The sequence below is a fragment of the Serratia sp. P2ACOL2 genome, assembly GCF_003691565.1.
GTDB classification, from domain to species: Bacteria; Pseudomonadota; Gammaproteobacteria; order Enterobacterales; family Enterobacteriaceae; genus Serratia; species Serratia liquefaciens.
The window spans coordinates 1,590,108-1,615,970 of sequence record NZ_CP033162.1 but is presented as its reverse complement, the minus strand read 5'-3'; the positions used below and the strand labels follow the sequence as shown (position 1 = coordinate 1,615,970).

Sequence of the window (25,863 nt, the reverse complement as noted above, 5' to 3'; positions counted from 1 at the left end):
TGTTGCTTGGTGGAGGCTATTCTTTACCTAATCAAATACTCTCGCATTACATGAATTTTATAAATGTTTATCTACTTTCTTTAAAGGCAACAATTTTCTATCTAACAATTCTCGCCTGCATTTTTCTATAGAATAAAAATTGAAGATTTTTTCTAGATTTGGCTTAATGGTCTGAGTGATGTTTGTTGCATCATAGTCGCCTTGTGGGTACACAGACACAGCCAAGACACCATTGGTTATTTTATTATCGGTTTTACCTTCCCAAATAAGCAAATCTATCAAAGGGAAAAGCGAATAATCCAATATTTTCTTTTTCACCGAATCCCAACCATAGCCGTTATGCTCCATTTCCGGTTTGGCATTTAACGCTTCCCTCCATAGCGGCAATAGCTTAATCATATCTTTAAGAATGAGTTCATCCGGCCAACTCAAGTCAACTTTCAAATACATATTATTTTCATACTCTTCATCAATGAAAGAATTTACGCTTTTAGGGTGAAAGAGAAATTTATCTATAAATTTAGACGTTACACTTAATCCCTTTTCTCTTGCATACTCCTCAACATTTGTATGAATACGATAATGTTCATGCATAGAAAGAGGTTCAACGCCTCCTGATTTAGCCAGCATTCCAAAGGCTTCATTCCCACCCTCAAGATCTCTATGTAGCAATTCTGATTTAGCTTTAGCATCGGCAATCACACCAGTGCCGATAATTGATTCGATCTCAACTAACTCCATAAGAGCGCTAAAGGCATAGGTATCCCACCTCGCCGATAACTGGTAAAACAGCTCAGCATCATTCATAGAGCAAAAACTTTCATAATTTTTCAGATTGAACCATTTAGGCAAGCCTGCCTTTAATTTGATCCTTTTCATTTTTCACCGACCTTTAAAATAACAATATTTTCATGGTTGTCTGCAAATAAGTCCAACCGCTCAACCCACTTATTGAGGGCATCCAGTTTCTCCGGTAGGTACTGACTACGGTTGTAAACTGCCATTACGCCGCCCAGAGTGTGACCAAGTAGTAGCTCGACGATGTGAGGTGCAATCCCGAGATCGCTCATTCCTGTGGAAAAGGTTCGTCGCAGATCATGAAGTCGCCAGTGCTCAGAGTGCCCCAGCCGCTGGCACATTTTGCGCCCTGTCTGGCTAACAGCGGAGTCGGTTTTCACTTCCCCCAGCAGCAACCCGGATTTTTTGTTTTGCTGCTTTAGCTGCTCAATAAGCGGGCATAGGCGGTCTGGAATAGGCCTGATTATCTTCTCGCCGTTTTTGCTGTGTGCTTCAGGAACGGTCCATAGTTTGTCGCGCAGGTCCCACTCCTTGAGCTCCGAAAGCCTGACTTCACCGGTACGGGCACCAAACGAGATAAGAAGCGATACCAGGTTGGTATAATACGGCGAAAACGAATCGTTTTTTAAGCCTACGAGCAGGTCTGTCAGTTCCCTGCTAGTCAGGACCCTTTTCCGCTTACTGGTTTTGACCCCAATATCCTGCATCGTCAGCCCATCGAGAACATGGCAAACGGCATAACGGCGTATACGGCAAAACTTGAAGGCTTGCTGACCCATCTGTAAAACCATCCCAGCGACGCTAGGAGCGTTTTTCTTCGTTCTGGATAGGCAGGTAAGCCAATGGTGAGTTTCGCAGTCTGAGAGCGCCATATCGCCGATAAAGGGGTATATGTGATTAGCGAACCGCTCCCGATATCGAACATCGTTCACCAGGTTTCCATCAACATACTCTGTGAGCCAGTATTCGAGAGCCTCTTTCACCGTCACCGGCTTTAGCGTTTCTTCCCTGCCAAGTTTGAACATTCGCTGAGGGTCTCGCCCTTCTGCCAGCCAGGCGCGGCACTGGTCACGCTTTTCTCTGGCCTTTGCAAGGGTGAGATCAGGGTATTTTCCCAAAGCGAGCATCAAAGCAGGGGTATCACGCCCGCCAAGGCGATACTTGTAGAACCAACTGATAGAGCCGGCCTTACTGACCCGAACCATTAACCCTGCCCCGTCAGAGATCTTGGACTCTCGTTCGCTCTGCCTACCCAGCAAAGCCCTAAGTTTCTTGTCCGTGAGCTTGTTCATTCCATAAGCCATGCATAGCCTCTCGCGTGATTTTTCTGCATCTCGTTGCTGTAGGGTCGGTTCAATCAGCCTAAAGTCGGTTCAAGGTCGGTTCAATAATTCACAAAAAACACTTATATAACAGACAAATAAAATATTGAACCTACTGAACCGACTGAACCTACCCTTTTTTATCTCACGTGTGAGAAGATATCTTCCAAGGTTGAGGTAACCCTGAGGGTAACGCCATCTTCATGGCAGGCTGTTTTTAGTGTTCAGCTCGGCCCCACCACGTACCCCACATTTTGCTGCAAGAATGAGAAAACGTCAAAAAACACTGGAACAATATACAGCCTTAAATTTTGATAACACATTGAAAAACAAAGGCAAAATAAAAACACCTGTCAACATGAAAACATGAAGTGAAGACGATGACGCAAACTTTTATCCCTGGCAAAGACGCCGCGCTGGAAGACTCTATCGCCCGTTTCCAACAGAAATTAAGCGACCTGGGTTTTAATATCGAAGAGGCCTCCTGGCTGAATCCGGTACCTCATGTATGGTCGGTTCATATCCGCGATCGCGATTGCCCGCTGTGCTTCACCAACGGCAAAGGCGCCAGCAAAAAAGCTGCTCTGGCCTCCGCTTTGGGCGAATACTTCGAACGCCTTTCCACCAACTACTTCTTTGCCGACTTCTATCTGGGGAAACAGATTGCCGAAGGTGACTTCGTGCATTACCCGAACGAGAAGTGGTTCCCGATCCCAGCCGATGACTCGCTGCCGGCCGGTATTCTCGATGAGCGTCTGCATGCTTTCTACAATCCGGATCAGGAAGTCAACGCAAGCGATCTGATCGATCTGCAGTCCGGTAATGGTGATCGCGGCATTTGCGCCCTGCCGTTCTCTCGCCAGTCAGACCAGCAGACCGTTTACATTCCGATGAACATCATCGGTAACCTGTACGTGTCCAACGGCATGTCCGCGGGTAATACCGCCAACGAAGCGCGCGTACAAGGCCTGTCCGAAGTGTTTGAGCGTTATGTGAAAAATCGCATCATCGCCGAATCCATCAGCCTGCCAGAGATCCCGGCCGAGGTACTGAACCGCTATCCTGGCGTGGTAGAAGCCATCGCCAAGCTTGAAGAAGAAGGCTTCCCGATCCTGTCTTACGACGCGTCGCTGGGCGGTAATTATCCGGTGATCTGCGTGGTGCTGTTTAACCCGGCTAACGGCACCTGTTTTGCCTCGTTCGGTGCCCATCCTGATTTCGGCGTGGCGCTTGAGCGTACCGTCACTGAGCTGCTGCAGGGCCGTAGCCTGAAAGATCTGGACGTGTTCACCGCACCGACCTTCGACGACGAAGAAGTGGCGGAGCACACTAACCTGGAAACCCACTTTATCGACTCCAGCGGTTTGATCTCCTGGGATATGTTCAAACAGGACGCGGATTACCCGTTTGTCGACTGGAGCTTCAGCGGCAGCACGCAGGAAGAATTCGCGACGCTGATGAGCATCTTCGACAAAGAAGGCGCTGAAGTGTATATCGCCGACTATGAACATTTGGATGTCTACGCCTGTCGCATCATCGTGCCGGGCATGTCCGACATCTACCCGGCGGAAGACCTGCTGCTGGCCAACAACAGCATGGGGGCGCACCTGCGCGATACGTTGCTGGCGCTGCCGGGCAGCGAGTGGGAGCCGCAAGAGTATCTGGCGCTGTTAGAGCGCCTGGACGACGAAGGCCTGGACGACTTCACCCGCGTGCGCGAGCTGCTGGGGATTGCTTCCGGCAAAGACAACGCCTGGTCTACCCTGCGTATAGGCGAGTTGAAGTCAATGCTGGCGCTGGCCGGCGGCGATCTGGATCAGGCGCTGATCTGGGCCGAATGGACACAGGACTTCAACTCTTCCGTATTGAGCCCGGCGCGCAGCAACTACTACCGTTGTTTGCAAACCCTGCTGCTGCTGACACAGGAGCCTGAACGCGATCCGGCGCAATACTATTCCGCCTTCGTGAAGATGTACGGCCAGGAAACGGTGGATGCCGCCTCTGCGGCCATCAGCGGTGAAGAACGCTTTAACGGCCTGTTCACTGTCGATAGCGATCTGAAAGCCTTACCGGCACATCAGGCGCTGCTAGCGGCCTATGAAAAACTGCAGACCGCCAAGCGTCGCCATTGGGCGCAGGCATAATCTCAGTATCTGTGCGCCGGCGGCCTTCTGCCGGCGCAACACCAAGATAGAAAAAATAACAAAGAATTATTTGACGGTTAAATAGCCGTTTTTTTGTTTTATTTTTTTGCCTAATTACGCACTTAACGGTAAACAAGATAAATAAAACAGCAGTTGTTACGGACCGGTAAAATAATAATTAACCGATAATTAAACCTTGCCGCTCTGAAAGTGACAAAATGCGCTAAAATTTAACCTATTCAAGGTTGACGCGGTCGCAAATTCAAAATTATTTGCAAACATTAAAAAATTGTTTTTCTTTAAAAATCAATAAATTAACCAAATAAACCTTGCGATTTATCTGGTTTTTGGCCGTTTTAGTTTCCCGCCTTATGATCCAAATCAATTTTTACCCTATACTGCTTTGCTAGTATCTCATTGCGTTGTTTTAACCCTTAAAAGCGAGAGTTAGTGTGAAAGCTGACAACCCCTTCGATCTGATATTACCTGCAGCAACGGCGAAAATCGCTGAAGATGCAGGTGTGTATAAAGCCACCAAGCACCCGCTGAAAACGTTTTATTTGGCGATCACTGCCGGCGTCTTTATTTCAATCGCATTCGTATTTTATATCACTGCGACTACCGGCACTGCCGGTGTGCCTTTCGGCCTGGCAAAACTGGTCGGCGGCATCTGCTTCTCTCTGGGGTTAATGCTGGTCGTGGTTTCAGGCGCCGACCTGTTCACTTCCACCGTGCTGATTGTCATCGCCAAAGCCAGCGGCCGCATCAGCTGGTACCAGTTGGCTGCCAACTGGCTAAATGTCTATATCGGCAACCTGATCGGCGCCCTGTTCTTCGTCGCGCTCATCTGGTTCTCCGGCGAACACATGGTGGCCAACGGCCAATGGGGACTGAACGTCCTGCAAACCGCCGACCACAAGTTGCATCACACCTTTGTTGAGGCCGTCTGCCTCGGCATCCTGGCTAACCTGATGGTTTGCCTGGCCGTGTGGATGAGTTACTCAGGCCGCAGCCTGATGGACAAAATGTTCGCCATGATCCTGCCGGTCGGCATGTTCGTCGCCAGCGGTTTCGAACACAGCATCGCCAACATGTTTATGATCCCTATGGGTATCGTGGTTAAAAACTTCGCCACGCCGGAATTCTGGCAAGCCATAGGGGCAGCACCCGAGCAGTTTGCTCATCTGACCGTAAGCAACTTTATCATCGACAATCTGATCCCAGTCACCATTGGCAACATCATTGGCGGCGGTTTACTGGTTGGGTTGACTTACTGGGTAATTTATCTGCGCGGTGGTGAACAACAGCACTAAGCTGTTAGTTATCGCGCGCCGAGTTAGAACTCCACAATTAAAGGTAGGTGTATAATGACCGAACTTAACGAGAAGTTAGCCAAAGCTTGGGAAGGTTTCAGCAAAGGTGACTGGCAGAACGAAGTCAACGTTCGTGACTTCATCCAGAAAAACTACACTCCTTACGAGGGTGATGAATCCTTCCTGGCTGGCGCAACTCAGGCCACCTCCACCCTGTGGGAAAAGGTTATGGAAGGGATCAAACTGGAAAACCGCACCCATGCGCCAGTTGATTTCGACACCAACGTTGCCGCGACCATCACTTCCCATGACGCTGGCTACATCGCTAAAGAGCTGGAAACCATCGTAGGTCTGCAGACTGACGCCCCTCTGAAACGCGCGCTGATCCCATTCGGCGGCATCAAAATGGTCGAAGGTTCTTGTAAGGTCTATGGCCGCGAACTGGATCCACAGCTGAAAAAAGTGTTCACCGAATACCGCAAAACCCACAACCAGGGCGTATTCGATGTTTACACCAAAGACATCCTGAACTGCCGTAAATCCGGCGTGCTGACCGGTCTGCCAGATGCATACGGCCGTGGTCGTATCATCGGTGACTACCGCCGCGTAGCCCTGTACGGCATCGATTTCCTGATGGCCGACAAACTGAACCAGTTCAAGTCACTGCAGACCAAGCTGGAAAACGGCGAAGATCTGGAAATGACCATCCAGCTGCGTGAAGAAATTGCTGAACAGCATCGCGCTCTGGGTCAGATCAAAGAAATGGCTGCCAAATACGGCTGCGATATCTCTGGTCCTGCTACCACCGCACAAGAAGCTGTACAGTGGACTTACTTCGGCTACCTGGCCGCGGTGAAATCTCAGAACGGCGCAGCAATGTCCTTCGGCCGCGTGTCTACCTTCCTTGACGTGTTTATTCAACGCGACATCGATGCAGGCAAACTGACTGAAGAACAAGCGCAGGAACTGATTGACCACCTGGTAATGAAACTGCGTATGGTGCGCTTCCTGCGTACCCCTGAGTATGATGAGCTGTTCTCCGGTGACCCAATCTGGGCGACCGAGTCCCTGGCAGGTATGGGCGTTGACGGCCGTACTCTGGTAACCAAAAACAGCTTCCGCTTCCTGAACACCCTGTACACCATGGGGCCGTCTCCGGAACCGAACATGACCATCCTGTGGTCTGAAAAACTGCCTCTGAACTTCAAAAAATACGCGGCGAAAGTGTCTATCGACACCTCTTCCGTACAGTATGAAAATGACGACCTGATGCGCCCAGACTTCAACAACGATGACTATGCCATCGCCTGTTGCGTCAGCCCGATGATTGTCGGTAAACAAATGCAGTTCTTCGGTGCCCGTGCCAACCTGGCGAAAACCATGTTGTACGCAATCAACGGCGGCGTTGATGAAAAACTGAAAATGCAGGTAGGCCCGAAAGAAGCGCCAATGATGGACACCGTGCTGGACTATGACAAAGTCATGGAACGCATGGACCACTTTATGGATTGGCTGGCCAAACAGTACGTGACCGCGCTGAACATCATTCACTACATGCACGACAAGTACAGCTATGAAGCTGCGCTGATGGCACTGCACGACCGTGACGTTTATCGCACCATGGCCTGCGGCATCGCCGGTCTGTCGGTTGCGGCTGACTCCCTGTCCGCCATCAAGTACGCTAAAGTCTCCACCATCCGTGACGAAGACGGTCTGGCTATCGACTTCAAAATCGAAGGTGAATATCCGCAGTTCGGTAACAACGATGCTCGCGTTGATGACATCGCCTGTGACTTGGTAGAACGTTTCATGAAGAAAATTCAGAAACTGCGTACCTACCGTAATGCGGTACCGACTCAGTCCGTACTGACCATCACTTCTAACGTGGTCTACGGCAAGAAAACCGGTAACACTCCAGACGGTCGCCGCGCTGGTGCGCCATTCGGTCCAGGTGCTAACCCAATGCACGGTCGCGACCAGAAAGGTGCTGTAGCCTCCCTGACCTCCGTAGCCAAACTGCCGTTTGCTTACGCGAAAGACGGGATCTCCTACACCTTCTCCATCGTGCCAAACGCGCTGGGTAAAGACGACGACGTGCGTAAAGCCAACCTGGCGGGTCTGATGGACGGTTACTTCCACCACGAAGCGTCTATCGAAGGTGGTCAACACCTGAACGTTAACGTGATGAACCGTGAAATGCTGCTGGACGCGATGGAAAACCCTGAGAAATACCCTCAGCTGACCATCCGCGTATCTGGTTATGCCGTTCGCTTCAACTCGCTGACCAAAGAACAACAGCAAGACGTCATTACTCGTACTTTCACTCAGTCGATGTAATTGCCCCATCCGGGCGGGGTTTCCCGCCCGGTAGTCAAGCTGAAATTCGGGGCCGGATCTTTCCGGCCTTTTTAGCAAATGCACTACCCTGACTCACTCAGAGTCTGTTTTGCCAGATAGCTATACTGAATGGAATTGGTGGATATCCGGCAAAACAGTTATCCGGCGTAATAACCGGCCAACAGGCATCGTTTCACCCCAGTCGTCGGGCCTTGCCCGGTTGCTGCATCGCTGATCCCTGGCTGGCGGTTATGAGCCTACTTTTAGACTGCGTTTGACAGTCAATATTGGAGAAAACCCCGCAATGTCAGTGAAAGGTCGCATCCACTCCTTCGAATCCTGTGGCACCGTAGACGGTCCGGGGATCCGCTTTATCGTCTTCTTCCAGGGCTGCCTGATGCGCTGCCTGTATTGCCATAACCGTGACACCTGGGATACCCACGGCGGGAAAGAAGTGACCGTTGAAGAGTTGATGAAAGATGCCGTCTCTTATCGTCACTTTATGAATGCCTCCGGCGGTGGCGTAACGGCCTCCGGTGGTGAAGCCATACTGCAGGCAGAATTCGTCCGCGATTGGTTCCGCGCCTGCCATGAAGAAGGGATCAATACCTGTCTGGACACCAACGGCTTTGTACGCCGCTACGATCCGGTGATCGATGAGCTGCTGGATGCCACCGATTTGGTGATGCTGGATCTCAAACAGATGAACGACGACATTCATCAGAATCTGGTCGGCGTTTCCAACCACCGCACGCTGGATTTCGCCCGCTATCTGGCGAAACGTAATCAACGCACCTGGATCCGTTATGTGGTAGTGCCGGGCTGGTCCGATGATGACAAGTCAACGCATATGCTGGGTGAGTTCACTAAAGACATGACCAACATCGAGAAAATCGAACTACTGCCCTATCACGAACTGGGTAAGCACAAATGGGTGGCGATGGGTGAAGAGTACAAGCTGGACGGCGTCCATCCGCCGAAAGCGGAAACCATGGATCGCGTGAAAAGCATTCTGGAAAGCTACGGCCACAAAGTCATTTACTGAACCCGTTAGCGATAACAAAAAACCCGGCACACGATGGCCGGGTTTTTTATGCTCAGGCGGCAGCCAACGGAGTGTGGTGACGATCCGGCTTTCTCAGCAGCATCATCAGATAGACCAGGGCAACGGCGGCAATCATCACAAACAGCAGGCGGTCGGAATAATTTTGCATCAGCAGCGCCGTCATCGACGGGCCAAGCAGACTGCCGATGGTATAGCTCATCAACAATGCCTGGTTCATCGCCACCAGCTCATGCGGCAACGCTTTTTCACAAGCCCAGGACATCGCCACCGGATATAAGGTGAACCCGGCACAACCGAGAATAAACAACGCCGGTGCCATCGCATAGTTGCCAAGCATGGCGATGCTGGCAAGGATCACCACAAACACCTGAATGCGCAGCACCAGCAAACGACCATAGCGGTCTGCCAGACGCCCAACCGGCCATTGCCCGACAATGCCTGAGCTGACCAGCAATGCCATCCAGTAACCCACGTTGGCGTCACTCATGCCCTGATGGGACAGGTACAGCGGCATCAGGCCGTATAGCGAGCCGAGTACAATGCCGGAAATGACACAGCCATTAATCCCCAACCGCGCGCTACGGCGCTTCAACATTGGCCAAACCGCAGCCTGTTGGGGTTCGTCGTGCCGACTGTTAACCCGGGCAAACAGCATCGGCAGCGTGGCACTGAGCACGATGGCCGTGACCCATGGCACCACATTCAACAGTTCGGTCGATACCATGCTCAACAACAGTTGGCCGACAACCGTACCCAGGTAATAAACCATCATATAAGCCGCCAGCAATTGCCCACGGTTAGACAGATTACCGCTCCGCAGCAAGGCGCTTTCGACGATCACCCAGATCCAGGCGCAGCCGATGCCGGCAAAGAAACGCCAGCCCATCCAACTCCAAAAATCGAGCGACAATGCCATACCGGCAGTCGCCACGGCGAATACCACACAGGCAAGATGATAGCTGCGGGTAAAGCCAATGCGCTGGATGAGTTTGCCCGCAATCAGCGTGCCGACCAGATTGCCGGTAAAGTAAGAGGAGCTTACCATTCCTACCTGCCAGGTTGACAACTGAGCATGAGTCAACCAAAGAGGGACTAGCGTATTCAATACGGCGATAGAGACCGTGAGCAGCAACAAGCCACAGAGCAGCAGGAGCACTGGGCGGGAGTATGCGGACATAGTGAGATTGAAACCGAACGCGCAATGAGAGTGCGCGCATCATGCCACTGGCGATAAAAAAGTCAATCAGCTCTTATATGTATACCGCACAATTTGTATTACGCGGCCTATTTAATGGCGGAGTGACCGCCGGCGCCTGCAATTTTAGGCACCTGACGGCCATTCATTTTTTATCAGAAATACAGTTCTAAAGATTCAACTTCAGCCGTGCATTCCGCACCCCAGGCACCCAGGGTGATTTGCGCCAATTGCGCCAATCCCTGATAGAAAGGATGCTGCGCATTGGCTTCCAGCAGTTCCAGATAGCGTGGTGCCCATGGCAACAAATGTTTCGTCAGCAGTTGCTCGACCAACCCGCCCTGACGTTCTTCGGCCAGCCACGCCACCATCATCAGCAAAGTGCCAATATGATCTTCCGGCTCATTGCGATCGTGCTGAGCTTCAATGCCGTTGGCCCGTAACCACTTGCGCAACCGCAGGGTAGAATGACCAAACAGCACGTTCTCTTTGTCCAGATACACCGAACCCCATAATGGCGCCGGTAAGGTATCAGGCCCCACAAACAGACGTTGGTAAGCTTCCGCCAGGGATTCATCCTGTTGATCTTCAATACCGGTCGCAATCAGCGCAGCCGCCGTCTGTAACCGATCAGCATCGCCGTACGGCCACTCTTTGACCCACTCAGATTCAGACAGGGTTGCCAAGAGCTGTTGGCCGTCTTCACTTTCTGGCGGCGCGTACAGCAACACACCCAGTACCCGCCCCGTTAAAGCGATATTTTCAAGCGTCATAAATCAAGGATCCTTTTAAGGGCGCAGTTTATCACTGCGCCTCACTACAATATTAACCGGCCACCGCCATGCCGACGGTCATATGCAGGCCGTAGAACACGCCCCGCCCGACCAGCTCACCGGCGATAACCAGAATCAAACCTAAAGCCATTCCCATCACGCTAGCGTTACCACGGCGCAACAGCGGGCAGATCCAGCAGCCCAACCCCAGCACCACCAGCACCAAACGCCCAACCATTAATTGCCCGTACTGTGGGATAAGCGCTGATGCCCGCTGTACCGAACTGCTGATGCTGGCCAGTTCGTAGCCTTGCATCATAACGGTCCCCAGACTGACCAACAGCGCCACCACGCTCAGAGTAGCCAGTGAATGCCGGGTTGTAACATCCAGCCCCGCAAAACGCAGCAACAAAACGCCCAGCATCGGCCCCCCGATCGGTACCGTCAGGAAAAAGCTCAGCGTAGTGTAACCGTTATGCCAGGTTGGCACCGTATCGATTTGATATACCCGCGTCATCATGTAAACAAAGACCAGGCCCAGTGCCATGGTCACCCACAACCACACGCGCCCCAATAACGGCGGTATTTTGCCCAATACCGCCAGCAGCCAATAACAACCGCCGACGGCGAAGAACAAGGCGCCAGCGGCTATTTCGTTACTCAATGCCGAAGCGCCAATGCGGTTCAACGAGTTAAACGCCCGCCACGGCGAACCGAGGTGCAGCGTGGAAGCCATGAAAGCGATGCCCATCAACAACCACAGGAAGAACATCGCGCGGTGAACTGCCCTGCGCTGCTGTTCGTTCAGGTTACCGCCAATTATGGCGAGCCCCATGACGATAACCCCTCCTACCACACATTGTCCCAATACGGTAAACAACATCAGCGGCCATTCTTGCCATCCCATACCCATATCAAACCTCCCTTGGATTGGCCAAATAGCCAGTGGTGTCGCCACTTGGGCGGCTGTTGGCATTGGGTTTTACCACCAGGCACGGTCGGGTAAAATGCGCCGCCGGCAAGGGGGCCACCTGCGCCAGAGAGCCATGCTGCTGCCGCAGTTGCTCAATCGGGCCAAAATCCAGGGCCCGCAGTGGACAAGATTCCACGCAGATAGGTTTATGGCCTTCGGCTACCCGCTTATAACAGCCATCGCACTTGGTCATGTGGCCCTTGGTCGAATTGTACTGCGGTGCGCCGTATGGGCAGGCCATATGGCAGTAGCGACAGCCGATACACACCTCTTCATTCACCACCACAAAGCCGTCTTCCCGCTTGTGCATCGCGCCGGTCGGACACACTTTGGTGCAGGCGGGATCTTCACAGTGGTTGCAGGCAATCGACAAATAATAAGCGAATACATTTTGTTGCCAGCCGTCGCCATCCTGGAACCAATCTCCTCCGGCATATTCATAGATGCGGCGGAAACTGACGTTCGGCGTCAAATTTTTATAGTCTTTGCAGGCCAGTTCGCAGGTTTTGCAGCCAGTGCAACGACTTGAATCGATAAAGAATCCATATTGCTGAGTCATTTGGTCCTCCCTTACACCCGGGGTAGTTGGAGTTGCATCGCGGCGGCAACTAAGCGCATCCCCAGGATGCGTACAGGTAGTACGTGACTGGGGTAAGCGCAGGCGGCCAACAAAGATGCGGCTTCAAGTACGCAGGGTTATACCTTTTCGATTTGAATCAGGTTGGTATGCTGCGGATTACCCTTGGCCAACGGCGAAGGCCGGTGGGTGGTCAGGGTATTCATACAGGCACCATGGTCGACACGGTCACCGCGCATATCGGCCTGATGCCAGGCTCCCTGCCCCATCGCGACAACGCCAGGCATGATCCGCGGCGTCACTTTGGCTTCGACACGCACTTCGCCACGCCCATTAAATACCCGCACCTTGTCGCCGCCGATAATGCCGCGCGACTGGGCGTCCAGTGGGTTGATCCACACCTCCTGACGACAGGCCGCCTGCAACACATCGATGTTGCCGTAGGTCGAGTGGGTACGGGCCTTGTAATGGAAGCCAAACATTTGCAATGGGTAAGTGTTGCGCAGAGGATCGTCCCAACCTTCAAAAGTAGAGGCGTAAATTGGCAACGGGCTGATGGTTTCATCTTTTTCCAACTGCCAGCTGTCGGCGATCTCAGCCAGCCTGGAGGAATAGATTTCTATTTTGCCGGAAGGCGTTTTTAATGGATTCGCTTCGGGATCCTGGCGGAATTTTTTGTAGGCGACAAAATGCCCATTGGGATCTTTGCGCTTATAAATCCCCATACTGCGCAACTCTTCATAACCCGGCAACAGCGGATCCCTGTCCTGCATTTTGGCGTACAAATGTTGCAGCCATTGCGCCTGGGTACGCCCTTCGGTGAACTTCTGATGCACCTCTGGCCCCAGCCGACGCGCCACTTCACTCAGCACCTCATAGATGCCCTTGCGTTCAAATTTGGCGGGGGTTGCAGGCTGGATAAAGATCAGGTACCCCATGTTGCCGGCATAGTCGTTGGGAATAATGTCTTCCTGTTCGACGGTCATCAGATCCGGCAGTAAAATGTCGGCATATTTGGCCGACGAGGTCATAAAGTTTTCGAGCACCACGATCATTTCGCACTGGGATTCGTCCTGCAAAATATCGTGGGTTTTGTTGATGTCGGAATGCTGGTTGGTGATGGTGTTACCGGCATAGTTCCAGATGAACTTGATCGGCACATTCAGTTTGTCCTGCCCACGAACCCCGTCGCGTTTGGCGGTCATCTCCGGACCGCGCACTATGGCATCGGTCCAGCTAAAACAGGAGATTTGCGCTTTGACCGGGTTTGCCAATACCGGCATCCGCTCAATGGTAATGGTGTAGGTTGATTCACGCGCCCCGCTGTTGCCGCCATTGATGCCAACATTGCCGGTCAGGATAGGCAGCATGGCGATTGCACGCGAGGTCAGTTCGCCATTGGCCTGTCGCTGTGGCCCCCAGCCCTGGCAGATGTAGGCTGGTTTCGCCGTGCCTATTTCCCGCGCCAGTTTGATAATACGTTCGGCCGGAATGCCGGTAATTTTCGCCGCCCACTGCGGCGTTTTTTCAACGCCGTCTTCACCTTGCCCAAGAATGTAAGCCTTATAATGCCCATTTACCGGCGCATCGGCTGGCAAGGTTTTTTCGTCATAGCCGATGCAATACCGATCCAGAAACGGTTGGTCGACCAACTGTTCGCTGATCAATACATGCGCCAGCCCGGCAACCAATGCCGCATCCGTGCCGGGACGAATAGGGATCCATTCGTCCTCACGTCCGGCGGCCGTATCGGTATAACGCGGATCGATAACGATCATGCGCGCATGAGAACGTTCACGCGCCTGCTCCAGATAATAGGTAATGCCGCCGCCGCTCATCCGCGTTTCCGCCGGGTTGTTACCGAACATCACCACCAGCTTGCTGTTTTCGATGTCAGACGTGCTGTTGCCTTCGTTGCTGCCATAGGTATAGGGCATGGCGCAGGCGATTTGCGCTGTGCTGTAGGTGCCATACTGGCTGAGGTAACCGCCATAGCAGTTCATCAGCCGAGCGACCAGCGACGCATTCGGTGACGAACGGGTAATGTTGCCGCCGACGATGCCCGAGGTGTAATTGATATATACTGCTTCGTTACCGTACTGTTCGACGATGCGTTTTAGGTTGTCGGCAATGCTATCAAAAGCTTCTTCCCAACTGATGCGTTTGAACTTGCCTTCACCCCGCTTGCCAACGCGTTTCATCGGGTAATTCAGACGATCGGGATGATTCATGCGGCGGCGAATAGAACGGCCACGCAAACAGGCCCGAACCTGGTGGTCGCCATATGCGTCCAACCCGGTGTTATCGGTTTCGACCCAATAGACTTCGTTATCACGCACGTGCAAACGCAAGGCGCAGCGGCTGCCGCAGTTGACCGAGCAAGCCCCCCAAACCACTTTATCCTGCGCGTTTTTTTGCACACTTTCGCTGATTGAATCCGCCAATGCGCGGCGACTAAACGGTAAGGCTATACCCCCCACGGCCATAGCCAGCCCGACGATACCGCCGGACTTTACCAAGGTGCGACGGCTAACGCCTGCAGACACTTGGCTGTTTTCTTTGTTTTCCGACATAACTCACTCCACGTTTTACCCTGGTATTGATAAACGTCATGCCTTTGACTCAAGGCGGCGAGCAGAGGAGACAGAACTGATGTCTGCTGATGAGCTTGAGTAAAAACCCTCCTCTATACAGGGATATTACTCAGAAGTGGGTAGTGAACTTTGTCTGCTATCAATAAAGCGGGGGAAGGAGATGAAAGAAAAAGACCTTTCGAACAAAAGGATAATAATTTTCTTATAAAAAAAGCGCCCGCAGGCGCTTTTCATAGAACTGGCAATAAGTTAGCCGATATATTCCAGGCCGCCCATATACGGACGTAATACTTCCGGCACCTGAACACGGCCATCGGCCAGCTGGTAGTTTTCCAGCACGGCAACCAGCGTACGACCGACTGCCAGACCAGAACCGTTCAGCGTATGCACCAGGCGCGGCTTCTTCTCGGTTTTGCTACGGCAGCGAGCCTGCATGCGGCGTGCCTGGTAATCCCACATGTTGGAACAAGATGAGATTTCACGGTAAGTGTTCTGCGCCGGCAGCCACACTTCAAGATCGTAGGTTTTGCATGAGCCTGCCCCCATGTCGCCGGTACACAGCAACATTTTACGGTACGGCAGGTTCAGCAGCTGCAGCACTTTCTCCGCATGACCGGTCAGCTCTTCCAGCGTAGCCATGGAGTCTTCCGGACGGACGATTTGCACCATCTCGACCTTGTCGAACTGGTGCATGCGGATCAGACCGCGGGTATCGCGACCATAAGAACCGGCTTCGGCACGGAAACATGGCGTATGCGCGGTCATCTTCAGCGGCAGTGATTCTTCTTCCAGGATTTCGTCGCGTACCAGGTTGGTCAACGGCACTTCTGCAGTTGGGATCAGCGCGTAGTTGCTGCTGTCGGATTCCTCTTCCAGCGGTTTGGTGTGGAACAGATCTTCACCAAACTTCGGCAACTGGCCGGTACCGTACAACGTGGCGTGGTTAACCAGGTAAGGCACGTAGGTTTCCTGGTAGCCGTGCTGTTCGGTATGCAGATCCAGCATGAACTGGGATAACGCACGGTGCATGCGGGCGATTTGCCCTTTCATCACCACAAAGCGTGAACCGGTCAGTTTTACGGCGGCGGCGAAGTCCAGACCACCGGCGATTTCGCCCAGATCCACGTGATCGCGTACCTGGAAATCATACTGGCGCGGCTCGCCCCAGCGGCTGACTTCCTGGTTATCGCTGTCGTCTTTGCCATCCGGCACTGCATCATCCGGCAGGTTCGGGATCGCCAACGCATAATCGCGGATTTCAGTCTGCAGCTGATCCAGAGCGGCCTTGGCAATATCCAGCTTGTCACCCAGCTCGTTGACTTCGCGACGCAGCGGCTCAATGTCTTCCCCGCGCGCTTTAGCCGCGCCGATGGATTTCGATCGGGAGTTACGTTCTGCCTGCAGCATTTCAGTTTCTACCTGCAGAACTTTACGACGCTCTTCTTGAGAACGCAGCAGATCCAGATCGAGTTTAAAGCCTCGGCGAGCCAGTTTGACGGCGACTGCGTCTAGCTCATTACGCAGCAGATTGGGATCGAGCATGCTAATCCTGTGCTTATTGTTATTGAAAGAAAATTTGTTGTTTTATGCGGCTGTTTAAAAGCCGCATAAAGGAAGAGTGGTACCCGCTAACCTTACCGCAACGGCAACGCTAGCGGTAGCGTTTTGTCTGGCTATTTTGATCCTGCTCAGCCAGCCATGCCAGCTTTTCGCCGATTTTACCTTCCAGCCCGCGTGAGGTTGGATGATAGTAACGCGTCCTGGCCATTTCAGCTGGGAAATAGTCCTCGCCGGCGGCATAGGCATTGGGTTCGTCGTGAGCGTAACGGTACTCTGCACCCAGCCCCATTTCCTTCATCAGCTTGGTTGGCGCATTGCGCAGATGTTCGGGCACATCATAATCCGCCCGCTCTTTAGCATCGCGCAGCGCCGCTTTGAAGGCGGTATAAACGGCATTACTTTTTGGCGCGCAGGCCAGGTAAACGATCGCTTGAGCAATCGCACGTTCACCTTCGGCCGGACCAACGCGGGTAAAGCAGTCCCAGGCGGCGATCGCCACCTGCATACCGCGCGGATCGGCATTGCCGACATCTTCCGAAGCAATGGCCAGCAGCCGGCGCGCCACATACAGCGGATCGCCTCCGGCGGTAATAATACGCGCATACCAGTACAGCGCAGCATCCGGGGCGGAACCTCGCACCGATTTATGCAGCGCCGAAATAAGATCGTAAAAACGGTCGCCTTTATTGTCGAAGCGCGCGCTGCGTTCGCCGGAGACTTCTTTCAGTAATTCCGGCGTCAGCACGCGAATGCCTTTGGCGTCGATCTCCGCCATGTCCGCCATCATCTCCAGGCTGTTCAACGCCCGGCGCGCATCGCCGCCCACCAGTTCCGACAGCATGCGGCGGGTCTCTTCCGGCAGCTCGATATTCTGGCCGCCAAACCCCCGGCTGTTGTCCTGCATCGCCTGATCAAGCACCTGGCTGATATCTTCTGCCGTCAACGCTTTCAGCAAATACACGCGGGCGCGGGACAACAGCGCCGAGTTAAGCTCAAAGGACGGGTTTTCGGTTGTCGCGCCAATAAAGGTAATGGTGCCGTCTTCAATGTGCGGCAGAAAGGCATCCTGCTGGCTTTTGTTGAAACGGTGTACTTCATCGACAAACAAAATGGTGCGACGACCGGCGTCACGATTCTGTCGTGCCCGCTCAATCGCCTCACGGATTTCTTTGATGCCCGATGTCACGGCGGAAATTCGCTCGACGTCCGCCTGGCCGTAGCGGCCGATCAGCTCCGCCAGCGTCGTTTTCCCGGTGCCCGGCGGCCCCCATAGAATCATCGAATGCAGTTGCCCCGCCTCGATGGCGCGCGGCAAAGGCTTACCGGCAGCCAGCAGGTGTTGCTGGCCGATGTATTGCGCCAGCGTGGTTGGCCGCATCCGCGCGGCCAATGGCTGGAACTCATTCTGGGAAAAATCGAGCGACATGTTACTCACGCGGACCTCACTGGCGCTGGTCGTCCAGCGTCACCCCCTTCGGCGGGGTAAATTTGAATTTGCTGGCATCAGCCGCAACGTTCTGCTGACTTTTCAGCGCGTAAGAACTGCGCTGACCATCCTGCTCAACCGCAGCAAAACTGCGGATAGTGCCGCTGTTGGTCACGGTAATGGCGAACTGCTTCAGGTTGCCGCTGCTGGATTTTGGCGTCAGCTCAAAATCATCGCCTTTCTGCTTAACGTTGTACTGTTTCCAGTCGTTGGCGTTATTGCGGGTAATCAGCATAAATGGCGTATTGCCGGTCGCATTTTTCAACCAGGTCGCGGTGACTTGCTCAACAAAAGGATTGTAGAACCATAAGGTTTGGCCATCCGACACCAGCACGCTCTCGTCCGGCGAGGTCATATGCCAATTAAACAGGTTCGGACGTTTCACCCAGAGTTCACCTTCCCCCTGCTGTACCGCAGCACCATCGCTGCTGGTCACGGTCTGGGCGAAGCTGGCGTGGAAACTGTTCACTTTCGCCAGGCGACTTTGCAAATCCTGCGCAGCGTCGGCCAGCACAGAGGTGGAAGCGAATCCCGAAAGCAGACAACAGGCAACTAACAGTTTTTTCATTATTCCAGATACCTTATGAAATGCGTTTACCGCAAGGCGGTGCCGTGCGGGTCAAATTAACCCTTAACACCCTTACTCTACCCGAAGCTATCCGCAGGCAGATAGGCCAATGTTCTGAGAAGCCGAGGGTTTACGCTTCTTTGCACAAGGGCCGCCAAGCGGCCCTTCAGAGTGCTGACAAAGTCCTCTGTACTCAAAAGTTAGGTTTTATGCACTAATAAAACAAAGGATTATGTCTTCAGGTTTATCCCAAACATCCGAAAACCACGTTTTTCGGGTGTTTGTCATCAGTCTAAAGGGCCGCTAAGCGGCCCTTTATTATTAAATAACAACGACTAAAGATTCATCAGTCATGCCGTGGCGGTGCCAGCACCTCGCGGTTGCCGTTGTGCCCCTGCTCGCTGACAATGCCCTGCGCTTCCATCTGTTCGATGATGCGCGCGGCACGGTTATAGCCGATACGGAACTGACGCTGTACGCCGGAAATGGAGGCGCGGCGTTTATCCACCACAAACTCCACCGCCTGGTCAAACAGCGGATCCAGCTCTTCATCACCTTCCAGACCGCCGCCAGCACCACCCTCACCGTCGTCACCACCGTTGAGGATACCCTCTTTATATTGAGGTCGCTCACGCGCTTTCCAATCCTTAACTACCGCATGCACTTCCTGATCGCGCACAAATGCACCATGTACACGGACCGGAATGGAGGAGTTAGGAGCCAGATACAACATGTCGCCCATCCCCAGCAGCGATTCAGCACCGCCCTGATCGAGGATAGTGCGCGAGTCAATCTTGCTCGACACGGTAAAGGCGATACGGGTCGGGATGTTGGCCTTGATCAGGCCGGTGATCACATCCACCGAAGGACGCTGTGTTGCCAGCACCAGGTGGATACCCGCCGCACGCGCTTTCTGCGCCAGACGAGCAATCAGCTCCTCAACCTTTTTACCAACCGTCATGATCAGGTCAGCGAACTCGTCGACCATCACCACGATGTAAGGCTCTTTCTCCAGAACCGGCGGTGTGATGTCCATGCTGTCGGTCGGTTTCCAGAACGGATCCGGGATTGGACGTCCCATCGCCTCGGCCTGATCGACACGTTCGTTGTAACCTGCCAGGTTACGCACGCCGAGCGCAGACATCAGCTTGTAGCGACGCTCCATCTCGGCGACGCACCAACGCAAGGCATTGGCGGCGTCTTTCATGTCGGTAACCACGTCCGTCAGCAGGTGTGGAATACCTTCATAGACCGACAGCTCCAGCATTTTCGGGTCAATCATGATAAAGCGCACTTCTTTCGGCGTGGCCTTATACAGAATGCTCAGGATCATGGCATTGACCCCAACCGATTTACCGGAGCCGGTGGTCCCCGCCACCAGCAGGTGCGGCATTTTTGCCAAATCGGCCACCACCGGCTCGCCGGAGATGTCTTTACCCAGAACGATCGCCAACGGCGATGGATTATCGCGGAATGCCGGGCAATCCAGCACTTCTCGGAGATAGACCGTCTGACGTTTAACGTTAGGCAACTCCAGGCCGACGTAGGGCTTGCCGGGGATCACTTCAACCACACGCACCGCGGAAGTTGACAGTGAACGCGCCAGGTCACGCGACAGGTTGGAAATACGCGCTGCTTTAACGCCCGGCGCCAGATCCAGTTCGAAACGGGTAATGACCGGGCCTGGTAAAATGTCTACCACATCGGCTTTTACCCGATAATCGGCCAGGCTGGCTTCGACCAAACGCGCCTTCTGTTCCAACGCGAAGGAATCCACCGGCTCAACCTCTTTCGGCGCTTCGGTCAGCAGATCAAGCGTCGGTAGAGGCGTGGTCGGTTTTTGCAACGGCATATCGTTGCGCATCAGGAACGGGTGGATCAGGCTGTCCATTGCCGGCTGCTGCGGGGCCGTCGGCGCAGGTTGCGCTACAGGCTGCTGATAGGCCGGTGGTTGCTGTTGCGCTGCCGGTTGCTGATAGGCAGGTTGAGCAGGCTGATATGCTTGTGCCGGCGGAGTCTGAGGTTGCGTTGGCGGCACATAAGCCGGCGCGGCTGGCTCAAACTGGCCGAAAGGCACATCATCCTCGCGTTCGCTTTGTTGCTCAATGCGATCTTCAAGCTGTGGCGACAGGGTGAACAATGGCTCAACCGGGCCATCGTCAACCAAATCATCCATCGGCGAGAAGCCGAACGCATTACGAGTATCTACTGGCGTAGTTGGCTGTACCGAAGGCGCAGCCTCTTGCTGCCCATAGCGCTGATTCTGCTGTTCGGCAAACGCCTGACGCAGTTCGGCCTCTTGCAGAGCAGCCTCATCATCCTGGTTATCCTGCGCGTACTCCTCGCCATAACGTTGGTTTTGCTGCTCGGCAAACGCCTGACGCAGCGCCGCTTCCTGCAAAGCTTCATCGTCTTGATCTGACGGAAGAGCATTGGCATTCGGCAATGGCTCGTCGTCCCCACGGTTACGCTGTTCCTGTTCGGCCATGCGCTGCGAAGGCAGCTTGATGCCGTAAGAAGCCAGTTCACGTCGGGTTGGGATGCGCACCGGATTCGGACGCGGCAACTCAGGCCCCAGGCCTTGTTTGACCTGCGAGTTAGCGTCGCTGGTGGCCGTAAAGGCCGGCATAAAGGTATTGGCGGCAACAGCGCCGGCAACTGCCGTTGCTGCAGCCTGCGCCTGAGGTTTCACGCTGCCGAACGATGGCACTGCAGGCTCACCGGCACTGAAACCGGCCGGAGCAGTGATGTCAGCGCTATCGCGTTGAGCGGCGGAGAAATCAAACGGAGAACGATCGTGCGACGGTGATGCTGCCGGCGCGTCCCAGTTCCCCATACGCGGTTCGTCATCGTCCTGGTAAGGATCGGCCGGACGCGTTACCTTCGGCGTCGGCGTCTCTTCAGGAATTTCAAATGAATACAGCGGTGGAGCACTGTTTTCCGCTGGCGTACTCATCGGACTCTGGTTCACCGAGGCCGGAGCCGTTGGAGCTACCGTAACCGACGGCGCCTGTGCCACAACCGGGGCTGCGGTAACAGGTTCACGAGCCACCGCTGGCGCGACAGGCGCGACATCGGCATCTTCGTCGTCATTCGCCCGCAGGCCGCTGAGCAATGGATCCTCAGCCTCTTCCGCCGCAATTTTGGCGGTTTCCGTCACCGAAGGCGCTGAGAACAAGACGTCGTCTTCCGCCGCGTTGGCCACAGCCGCCGTCGAGGCCGCAGCAAGCGCTGCTCCTTTCTCTGCCGATTCTGGCTGATCTTCGACGTAACGGTCGTCATCGTCGTGATAACGATCGTCACGGCGCGAACGGTTGGTCATAAAGGTGGCCGTCCCCAGCACCACGCCGCCGATCCTCTCGGCAATCACCAGCCATGACCAGCCGGTAAACAGCGTAAGGCCCGCCGCCCAAACGCAAAGCAGCGCCAAGGTTGCGCCGATGCCGTTGAACCAGGGGAGCATGGCGTTGCTCAGCAAACTGCCGATAACGCCGCCGGAGGCAAAGTAATAGAGATCGTCGACGTTCAGTGCCGCCAGGCCACACGAAGTGAGCACCAGCGCCAATGTGCCGATCAGGCGCAGTGAAAGCGCAAAGTAATCGATGTATTCGCCGCTGCCGCGCTGACGATAAGCCGCCCAGCACAACACCAGCATGATCGGCGGTATCGCATAGGCGAGTACCCCGAAGGTGAAGAACAGCGTGTCGGCCAACCAGGCCCCGACGCCACCGCCCAGATTATGAATAGGCTCATGCCACGCGGTCTGCGACCAGCTTGGGTCAGAGGGATTGAAACTGACCAAGGCAGCCATGAGGTAAATGGCAAATATGGCTACCACAATCAACACAGCTTCGAGCAAACGGCGACCGCTGCTGAGTTTTCTCAAGGTAACTTCTTTATCTTCTGTATATTCCTGGCTCAAGAAAGGCTCTCCAGGTTCCTGTTAGCTGACATAGCAACAGCGCCGAGAAGCTTCCCCGGCGCTGAAACTGTATGGATAAACAGGAGTGTAACCAATTTAATCAGGTTTTGCACCTGCACCCTACCGTGTTTTGATAACCAGACGGTTGCTCTGTTTCACTTCTTCCATTACCACGTACGTACGGGTGTCGTTAACCCCCGGCAGACGCAGCAAGGTTTCGCCAAGCAACTTACGGTAAGCGGACATATCCGGCACGCGGGTTTTCAACAGATAGTCGAAATCACCGGACACCAGATGACACTCCTGAATTTCTTCAAGCTTCTGAACTGCTGAGTTGAATTGCTCAAACACATCCGGCGCACCGCGGTTCAGCGTGATTTCCACGAAGACCAACAGGGACGCATCCAGATAATGCGGGTTGAGCAACGCGGTATAACCATGAATAAAACCCTGGCGCTCGAGGCGGCGCACGCGTTCTAAACATGGGGTTGGGGATAACCCCACGCGCTTCGAAAGTTCAACGTTCGAAATACGCCCATCCTTTTGCAGTTCGTTGAGGATGTTGCGGTCGATACGATCGAGATCTTTACCCGGGCGTTTCTTATTGTCTGCCATTATTATTGTCTCTCTTATTTTCTTCCCTGCACTTGCCACACCCTAGCCAACGTCAATGTGTAAGGGCTCGTTCCAAGCGAAGACCCGATGCCTGTCATATGCTTCACTACCATCATTCACCGCTGTGCAGCCTGTCTGTCAAACTCTGCACAAGGTGTTTTAAGCAAGAAGAAAGGTGCCATCCGCTTGCGCGATGTTCCTCCCCTGCCGCACGCAGATCCGGCAACGGCGCAAAATCCTGCGCCAACGCCGCAAATACGTACGATTTACTGCAGGTGGGAGGATAATTTCTTCTTCCTATGATGTTTTCGCAAATGCGCAGCGGATTGTCAAAGTAAAAGAAGCAAAATCAGAAGAACGTACCGTCATGAAAAGTTAGCACCCCGTTTTTAGTTATGAATCGCTGGCTTAAAAACGCCGTGGGCAAGGCACTTAAACCCGCTTGATGTGCTGTTTCCGGCCGTTTGAGTACCAAACGCCCGCAAGCGGCTTCCATAAGTTAAATTGCTGCGTTTTGCGCTCGCTTAAGCAGCAAAACAATAATTAATAGGCAATGACTATCAAACAAATCGTTAACAACATCCCCTGACGCTTTTTTTAATGCCGCATTTTCCCTACAATCGAATCCATTGTCCGCCATTGTGGGAAAAGAGGTTATTCATGGGCACGGCTAAACACAGCAAATTATTGATTCTGGGCTCCGGCCCGGCTGGCTACACCGCCGCGGTTTACGCAGCGCGCGCCAACCTGAGCCCGGTGCTGATTACCGGCATGGAACAAGGGGGTCAGCTGACCACCACCACCGAAGTGGAGAACTGGCCGGGTGATGCCGAAGACCTGACCGGTCCGGCGCTGATGGAGCGTATGCGTGAGCATGCAGAAAAATTCCAGACCGAGATCGTGTTTGACCATATCACCAGCGTTGATCTGCAGAACCGTCCATTCCGCCTGTTTGGCGACAGTGGCGAATACACCTGTGATGCGCTGATTATCGCCACCGGCGCATCAGCCCGCTATCTTGGCCTGCCGACAGAAGAAGCCTTCAAAGGCAAAGGCGTTTCCGCCTGCGCTACCTGCGACGGTTTCTTCTACCGTAATCAGAAAGTCGCCGTTGTAGGCGGTGGTAATACGGCGGTAGAAGAAGCGCTGTATCTGTCCAACATCGCGGCCGAAGTTCACCTGATCCACCGTCGCGACAGCTTCCGTTCAGAGAAGATCCTGATCAACCGGCTGATGGAGAAAGTGAAAAACGGCAATATCGTGCTGCACACCGACCACACTCTGGACGAAGTTCTGGGTGACGAAATGGGCGTTACCGGCGTACGCATTCGCAGCACTAAAGCGGAAAATGAAACGCGTGAACTGGCGCTGGCCGGCGTATTTATTGCCATCGGCCACAGCCCGAACACCAGCATTTTCGGTGGCCAACTGGAGCTGGAAAACGGCTATATCAAGGTGCAGTCCGGCATTCACGGCAATGCCACCCAAACCACCATTCCGGGCGTATTCGCCGCTGGCGACGTGATGGACCACATCTACCGCCAGGCGATCACTTCCGCCGGAACCGGTTGTATGGCTGCGCTGGACGCAGAGCGTTATCTGGACGGTATTGCCGACGCAGAAGTTCTGTAACGGCACAGACTGTCACCCTGAAAAGCGGCTATTTATTAGCCGCTTTTTTTGTATCTCAAACATCATCAGGCGGGTCTTCGATGCAGAATCTTCTCCACTGGCGTCTGTTGGTTGCCGTAGCCGACAGCGGCAAGATCACCCTGGCGGCAAGTCAATGCGGCATGACACAGTCTGGCGCCAGTCAGGCTATCGCTCAGTTGGAAGAGGCGTTGAACACTTCGTTGTTGGTTCGGCTACCGCACAGCGTTACGCTAACGCAAAGTGGTGAACAGATTGTCAGCCATGCCCGCACCATGCTGGCCGAACTCAATGCAATCCAACATTGCGCGCAGCAGGCGCAAAGTTCACACGCCGGCAAAATACGCCTGGCCAGTTTCCCTTCAGCATTTGCGCTGTTGTTACCCCCGTTGCTACGCAAATTTCACCGCCGCTTTCCCGCCATTGAACTGGTGCAGTTGGAAGGTACCGATCTGGAGGTCGAAAACTGGCTGGCATTGGAAGCTGCCGACGTGGGCATAGTGTTGAATCCGAAACCGGAACGGCAAAGCCACCCGCTGGGAAAAGACCTATGGCTTGCCGTGACGGCCACTGCTCATAAGCTTGCCAGAAACCGCCAGCCGATAGATTTCAATGAACTGGTCAAACAGCCGTTTGTCTTGGCTACCGGAGGTTGCCAGCTCAATGCTCAGTTGCTGGCGCAGCAGGCAGGTTTGGCGCTGACGGATGTCCGCGTCACCGTCAGTGACTGGAACACCGCGCTGACGCTGGTACGTGAAGAGATCGGCGTATCGCTGGTGCCCGCATCGGTGATACCGGCCGATACGCCAGGCATTTGCGCCCTGCCGCTGAGCGCGCCACTTTATCGCCATTTTGGCCTGGTTTGTTCATTCGCCGGTGCAAGCTCCGCACCAGTGCAAACTCTGTTGCACTTTCTACAGGATCATTTGCCGTTGCCCGTCAGTAGCTGAGCTGATACCGGGTTTCTGAG

The 25,863-nt window shown here is 53.9% G+C and carries 18 protein-coding genes; 6 read left to right on the top strand and 12 right to left on the bottom strand.

Features of this window, described 5'->3' with window-relative positions; translation table 11 throughout:
• Nucleotides 1-57: 57 nt before the first annotated feature.
• Both EBA31_RS07710 and EBA31_RS07705 read right to left on the bottom strand, forming a co-directional pair.
• Nucleotides 58-879 carry a DUF6387 family protein gene (locus EBA31_RS07710; protein WP_122078129.1) on the bottom strand — a complete coding sequence of 274 codons (822 nt, stop codon included), beginning with the start codon at nt 877-879 and terminating at the stop codon, nt 58-60.
• Complete coding sequence (locus EBA31_RS07705) at nt 876-2,102, bottom strand: site-specific integrase (RefSeq protein ID WP_122078126.1); 1,227 nt, start codon at nt 2,100-2,102, stop codon at nt 876-878. The genes EBA31_RS07710 and EBA31_RS07705 overlap by 4 nt, the downstream gene beginning before the upstream one ends.
• Before the next feature lie 398 nt (nt 2,103-2,500).
• On the opposite strand from EBA31_RS07705, the gene ycaO reads away from it, so the two are divergent.
• From ycaO to pflA, 4 genes are all read left to right on the top strand, one after another.
• On the top strand, nt 2,501-4,264 hold the full coding sequence (gene ycaO / locus EBA31_RS07700; protein ID WP_122078124.1) for a 30S ribosomal protein S12 methylthiotransferase accessory factor YcaO: 1,764 nt from the start codon (nt 2,501-2,503) through the stop codon (nt 4,262-4,264).
• Nucleotides 4,265-4,716: 452 nt separating this feature from the next.
• On the top strand, nt 4,717-5,577 hold the full coding sequence (gene focA, locus EBA31_RS07695) for a formate transporter FocA (RefSeq protein WP_020826123.1): 861 nt from the start codon (nt 4,717-4,719) through the stop codon (nt 5,575-5,577).
• Between the two features lie 54 nt (nt 5,578-5,631).
• Complete coding sequence (gene pflB / locus EBA31_RS07690) at nt 5,632-7,914, top strand: formate C-acetyltransferase (protein ID WP_020826122.1); 2,283 nt, start codon at nt 5,632-5,634, stop codon at nt 7,912-7,914.
• A gap of 304 nt (nt 7,915-8,218) precedes the next feature.
• Nucleotides 8,219-8,959: a pyruvate formate lyase 1-activating protein gene (pflA, locus tag EBA31_RS07685; RefSeq protein ID WP_020826121.1), complete on the top strand. Its 741-nt coding sequence runs from the start codon at nt 8,219-8,221 to the stop codon at nt 8,957-8,959.
• A 52-nt stretch (nt 8,960-9,011) separates the two neighbouring features.
• On the opposite strand, the gene EBA31_RS07680 is transcribed toward pflA, so the two are convergent.
• The 10 genes from EBA31_RS07680 to lrp form a co-directional block, all read right to left on the bottom strand.
• Complete coding sequence (locus tag EBA31_RS07680; RefSeq protein WP_122078121.1) at nt 9,012-10,157, bottom strand: MFS transporter; 1,146 nt, start codon at nt 10,155-10,157, stop codon at nt 9,012-9,014.
• 173 nt (nt 10,158-10,330) lie between these two features.
• A complete protein-coding gene (gene dmsD / locus EBA31_RS07675; protein ID WP_116690817.1) occupies nt 10,331-10,948 on the bottom strand; it encodes a Tat proofreading chaperone DmsD in 618 nt (205 codons plus the stop codon).
• Nucleotides 10,949-11,000: 52 nt separating this feature from the next.
• Complete coding sequence (locus EBA31_RS07670; protein ID WP_122078119.1) at nt 11,001-11,861, bottom strand: dimethyl sulfoxide reductase anchor subunit family protein; 861 nt, start codon at nt 11,859-11,861, stop codon at nt 11,001-11,003.
• A gap of 1 nt (nt 11,862) precedes the next feature.
• Entirely contained in the window at nt 11,863-12,480 is a 618-nt protein-coding gene (locus EBA31_RS07665) for a DMSO/selenate family reductase complex B subunit (protein ID WP_122078117.1), read from the bottom strand.
• A 137-nt stretch (nt 12,481-12,617) separates the two neighbouring features.
• Entirely contained in the window at nt 12,618-15,071 is a 2,454-nt protein-coding gene (gene ynfE / locus EBA31_RS07660) for a selenate/tellurate reductase subunit YnfE (protein WP_122078114.1), read from the bottom strand.
• Nucleotides 15,072-15,341: 270 nt separating this feature from the next.
• The gene (serS, locus tag EBA31_RS07655) at nt 15,342-16,634 is read right to left on the bottom strand and encodes a serine--tRNA ligase (RefSeq protein ID WP_122078112.1); all 1,293 of its coding nucleotides are present in this window, start codon (nt 16,632-16,634) and stop codon (nt 15,342-15,344) included.
• Nucleotides 16,635-16,743: 109 nt separating this feature from the next.
• A complete protein-coding gene (locus tag EBA31_RS07650; protein WP_122078110.1) occupies nt 16,744-18,087 on the bottom strand; it encodes a replication-associated recombination protein A in 1,344 nt (447 codons plus the stop codon).
• A 7-nt stretch (nt 18,088-18,094) separates the two neighbouring features.
• A complete protein-coding gene (gene lolA, locus EBA31_RS07645; RefSeq protein WP_020826114.1) occupies nt 18,095-18,706 on the bottom strand; it encodes an outer membrane lipoprotein chaperone LolA in 612 nt (203 codons plus the stop codon).
• Nucleotides 18,707-19,052: 346 nt separating this feature from the next.
• A complete protein-coding gene (locus EBA31_RS07640) occupies nt 19,053-22,628 on the bottom strand; it encodes a DNA translocase FtsK 4TM domain-containing protein (RefSeq protein ID WP_122078108.1) in 3,576 nt (1,191 codons plus the stop codon).
• Nucleotides 22,629-22,748: 120 nt separating this feature from the next.
• Entirely contained in the window at nt 22,749-23,243 is a 495-nt protein-coding gene (lrp, locus tag EBA31_RS07635; RefSeq protein WP_004928318.1) for a leucine-responsive transcriptional regulator Lrp, read from the bottom strand.
• Between the two features lie 660 nt (nt 23,244-23,903).
• Here lrp and trxB point away from each other — a divergent pair.
• Nucleotides 23,904-24,875 (top strand): thioredoxin-disulfide reductase, encoded by a 972-nt coding sequence (trxB, locus tag EBA31_RS07630; protein WP_020826112.1) that lies wholly within the window; start codon nt 23,904-23,906, stop codon nt 24,873-24,875.
• Nucleotides 24,876-24,955: 80 nt separating this feature from the next.
• On the top strand, nt 24,956-25,843 hold the full coding sequence (locus tag EBA31_RS07625) for a LysR family transcriptional regulator (RefSeq protein WP_122078106.1): 888 nt from the start codon (nt 24,956-24,958) through the stop codon (nt 25,841-25,843).
• Nucleotides 25,844-25,863 lie beyond the last annotated feature (20 nt).

What these genes read in the sequence shown, in the direction of transcription:
- EBA31_RS07710 (WP_122078129.1), bottom strand. Translation starts at nt 879, where the DNA reads ATGAAAAGGATCAAATTAAAGGCAGGCTTGCCTAAATGGTTCAATCTG.
- EBA31_RS07705 (WP_122078126.1), bottom strand. Translation starts at nt 2,102, where the DNA reads ATGGCTTATGGAATGAACAAGCTCACGGACAAGAAACTTAGGGCTTTG.
- ycaO (WP_122078124.1), top strand. Translation starts at nt 2,501, where the DNA reads ATGACGCAAACTTTTATCCCTGGCAAAGACGCCGCGCTGGAAGACTCT.
- pflB (WP_020826122.1), top strand. Translation starts at nt 5,632, where the DNA reads ATGACCGAACTTAACGAGAAGTTAGCCAAAGCTTGGGAAGGTTTCAGC.
- pflA (WP_020826121.1), top strand. Translation starts at nt 8,219, where the DNA reads ATGTCAGTGAAAGGTCGCATCCACTCCTTCGAATCCTGTGGCACCGTA.
- EBA31_RS07680 (WP_122078121.1), bottom strand. Translation starts at nt 10,157, where the DNA reads ATGTCCGCATACTCCCGCCCAGTGCTCCTGCTGCTCTGTGGCTTGTTG.
- dmsD (WP_116690817.1), bottom strand. Translation starts at nt 10,948, where the DNA reads ATGACGCTTGAAAATATCGCTTTAACGGGGCGGGTACTGGGTGTGTTG.
- EBA31_RS07670 (WP_122078119.1), bottom strand. Translation starts at nt 11,861, where the DNA reads ATGGGTATGGGATGGCAAGAATGGCCGCTGATGTTGTTTACCGTATTG.
- EBA31_RS07665 (WP_122078117.1), bottom strand. Translation starts at nt 12,480, where the DNA reads ATGACTCAGCAATATGGATTCTTTATCGATTCAAGTCGTTGCACTGGC.
- ynfE (WP_122078114.1), bottom strand. Translation starts at nt 15,071, where the DNA reads ATGTCGGAAAACAAAGAAAACAGCCAAGTGTCTGCAGGCGTTAGCCGT.
- serS (WP_122078112.1), bottom strand. Translation starts at nt 16,634, where the DNA reads ATGCTCGATCCCAATCTGCTGCGTAATGAGCTAGACGCAGTCGCCGTC.
- lolA (WP_020826114.1), bottom strand. Translation starts at nt 18,706, where the DNA reads ATGAAAAAACTGTTAGTTGCCTGTTGTCTGCTTTCGGGATTCGCTTCC.
- lrp (WP_004928318.1), bottom strand. Translation starts at nt 23,243, where the DNA reads ATGGCAGACAATAAGAAACGCCCGGGTAAAGATCTCGATCGTATCGAC.
- trxB (WP_020826112.1), top strand. Translation starts at nt 23,904, where the DNA reads ATGGGCACGGCTAAACACAGCAAATTATTGATTCTGGGCTCCGGCCCG.
- EBA31_RS07625 (WP_122078106.1), top strand. Translation starts at nt 24,956, where the DNA reads ATGCAGAATCTTCTCCACTGGCGTCTGTTGGTTGCCGTAGCCGACAGC.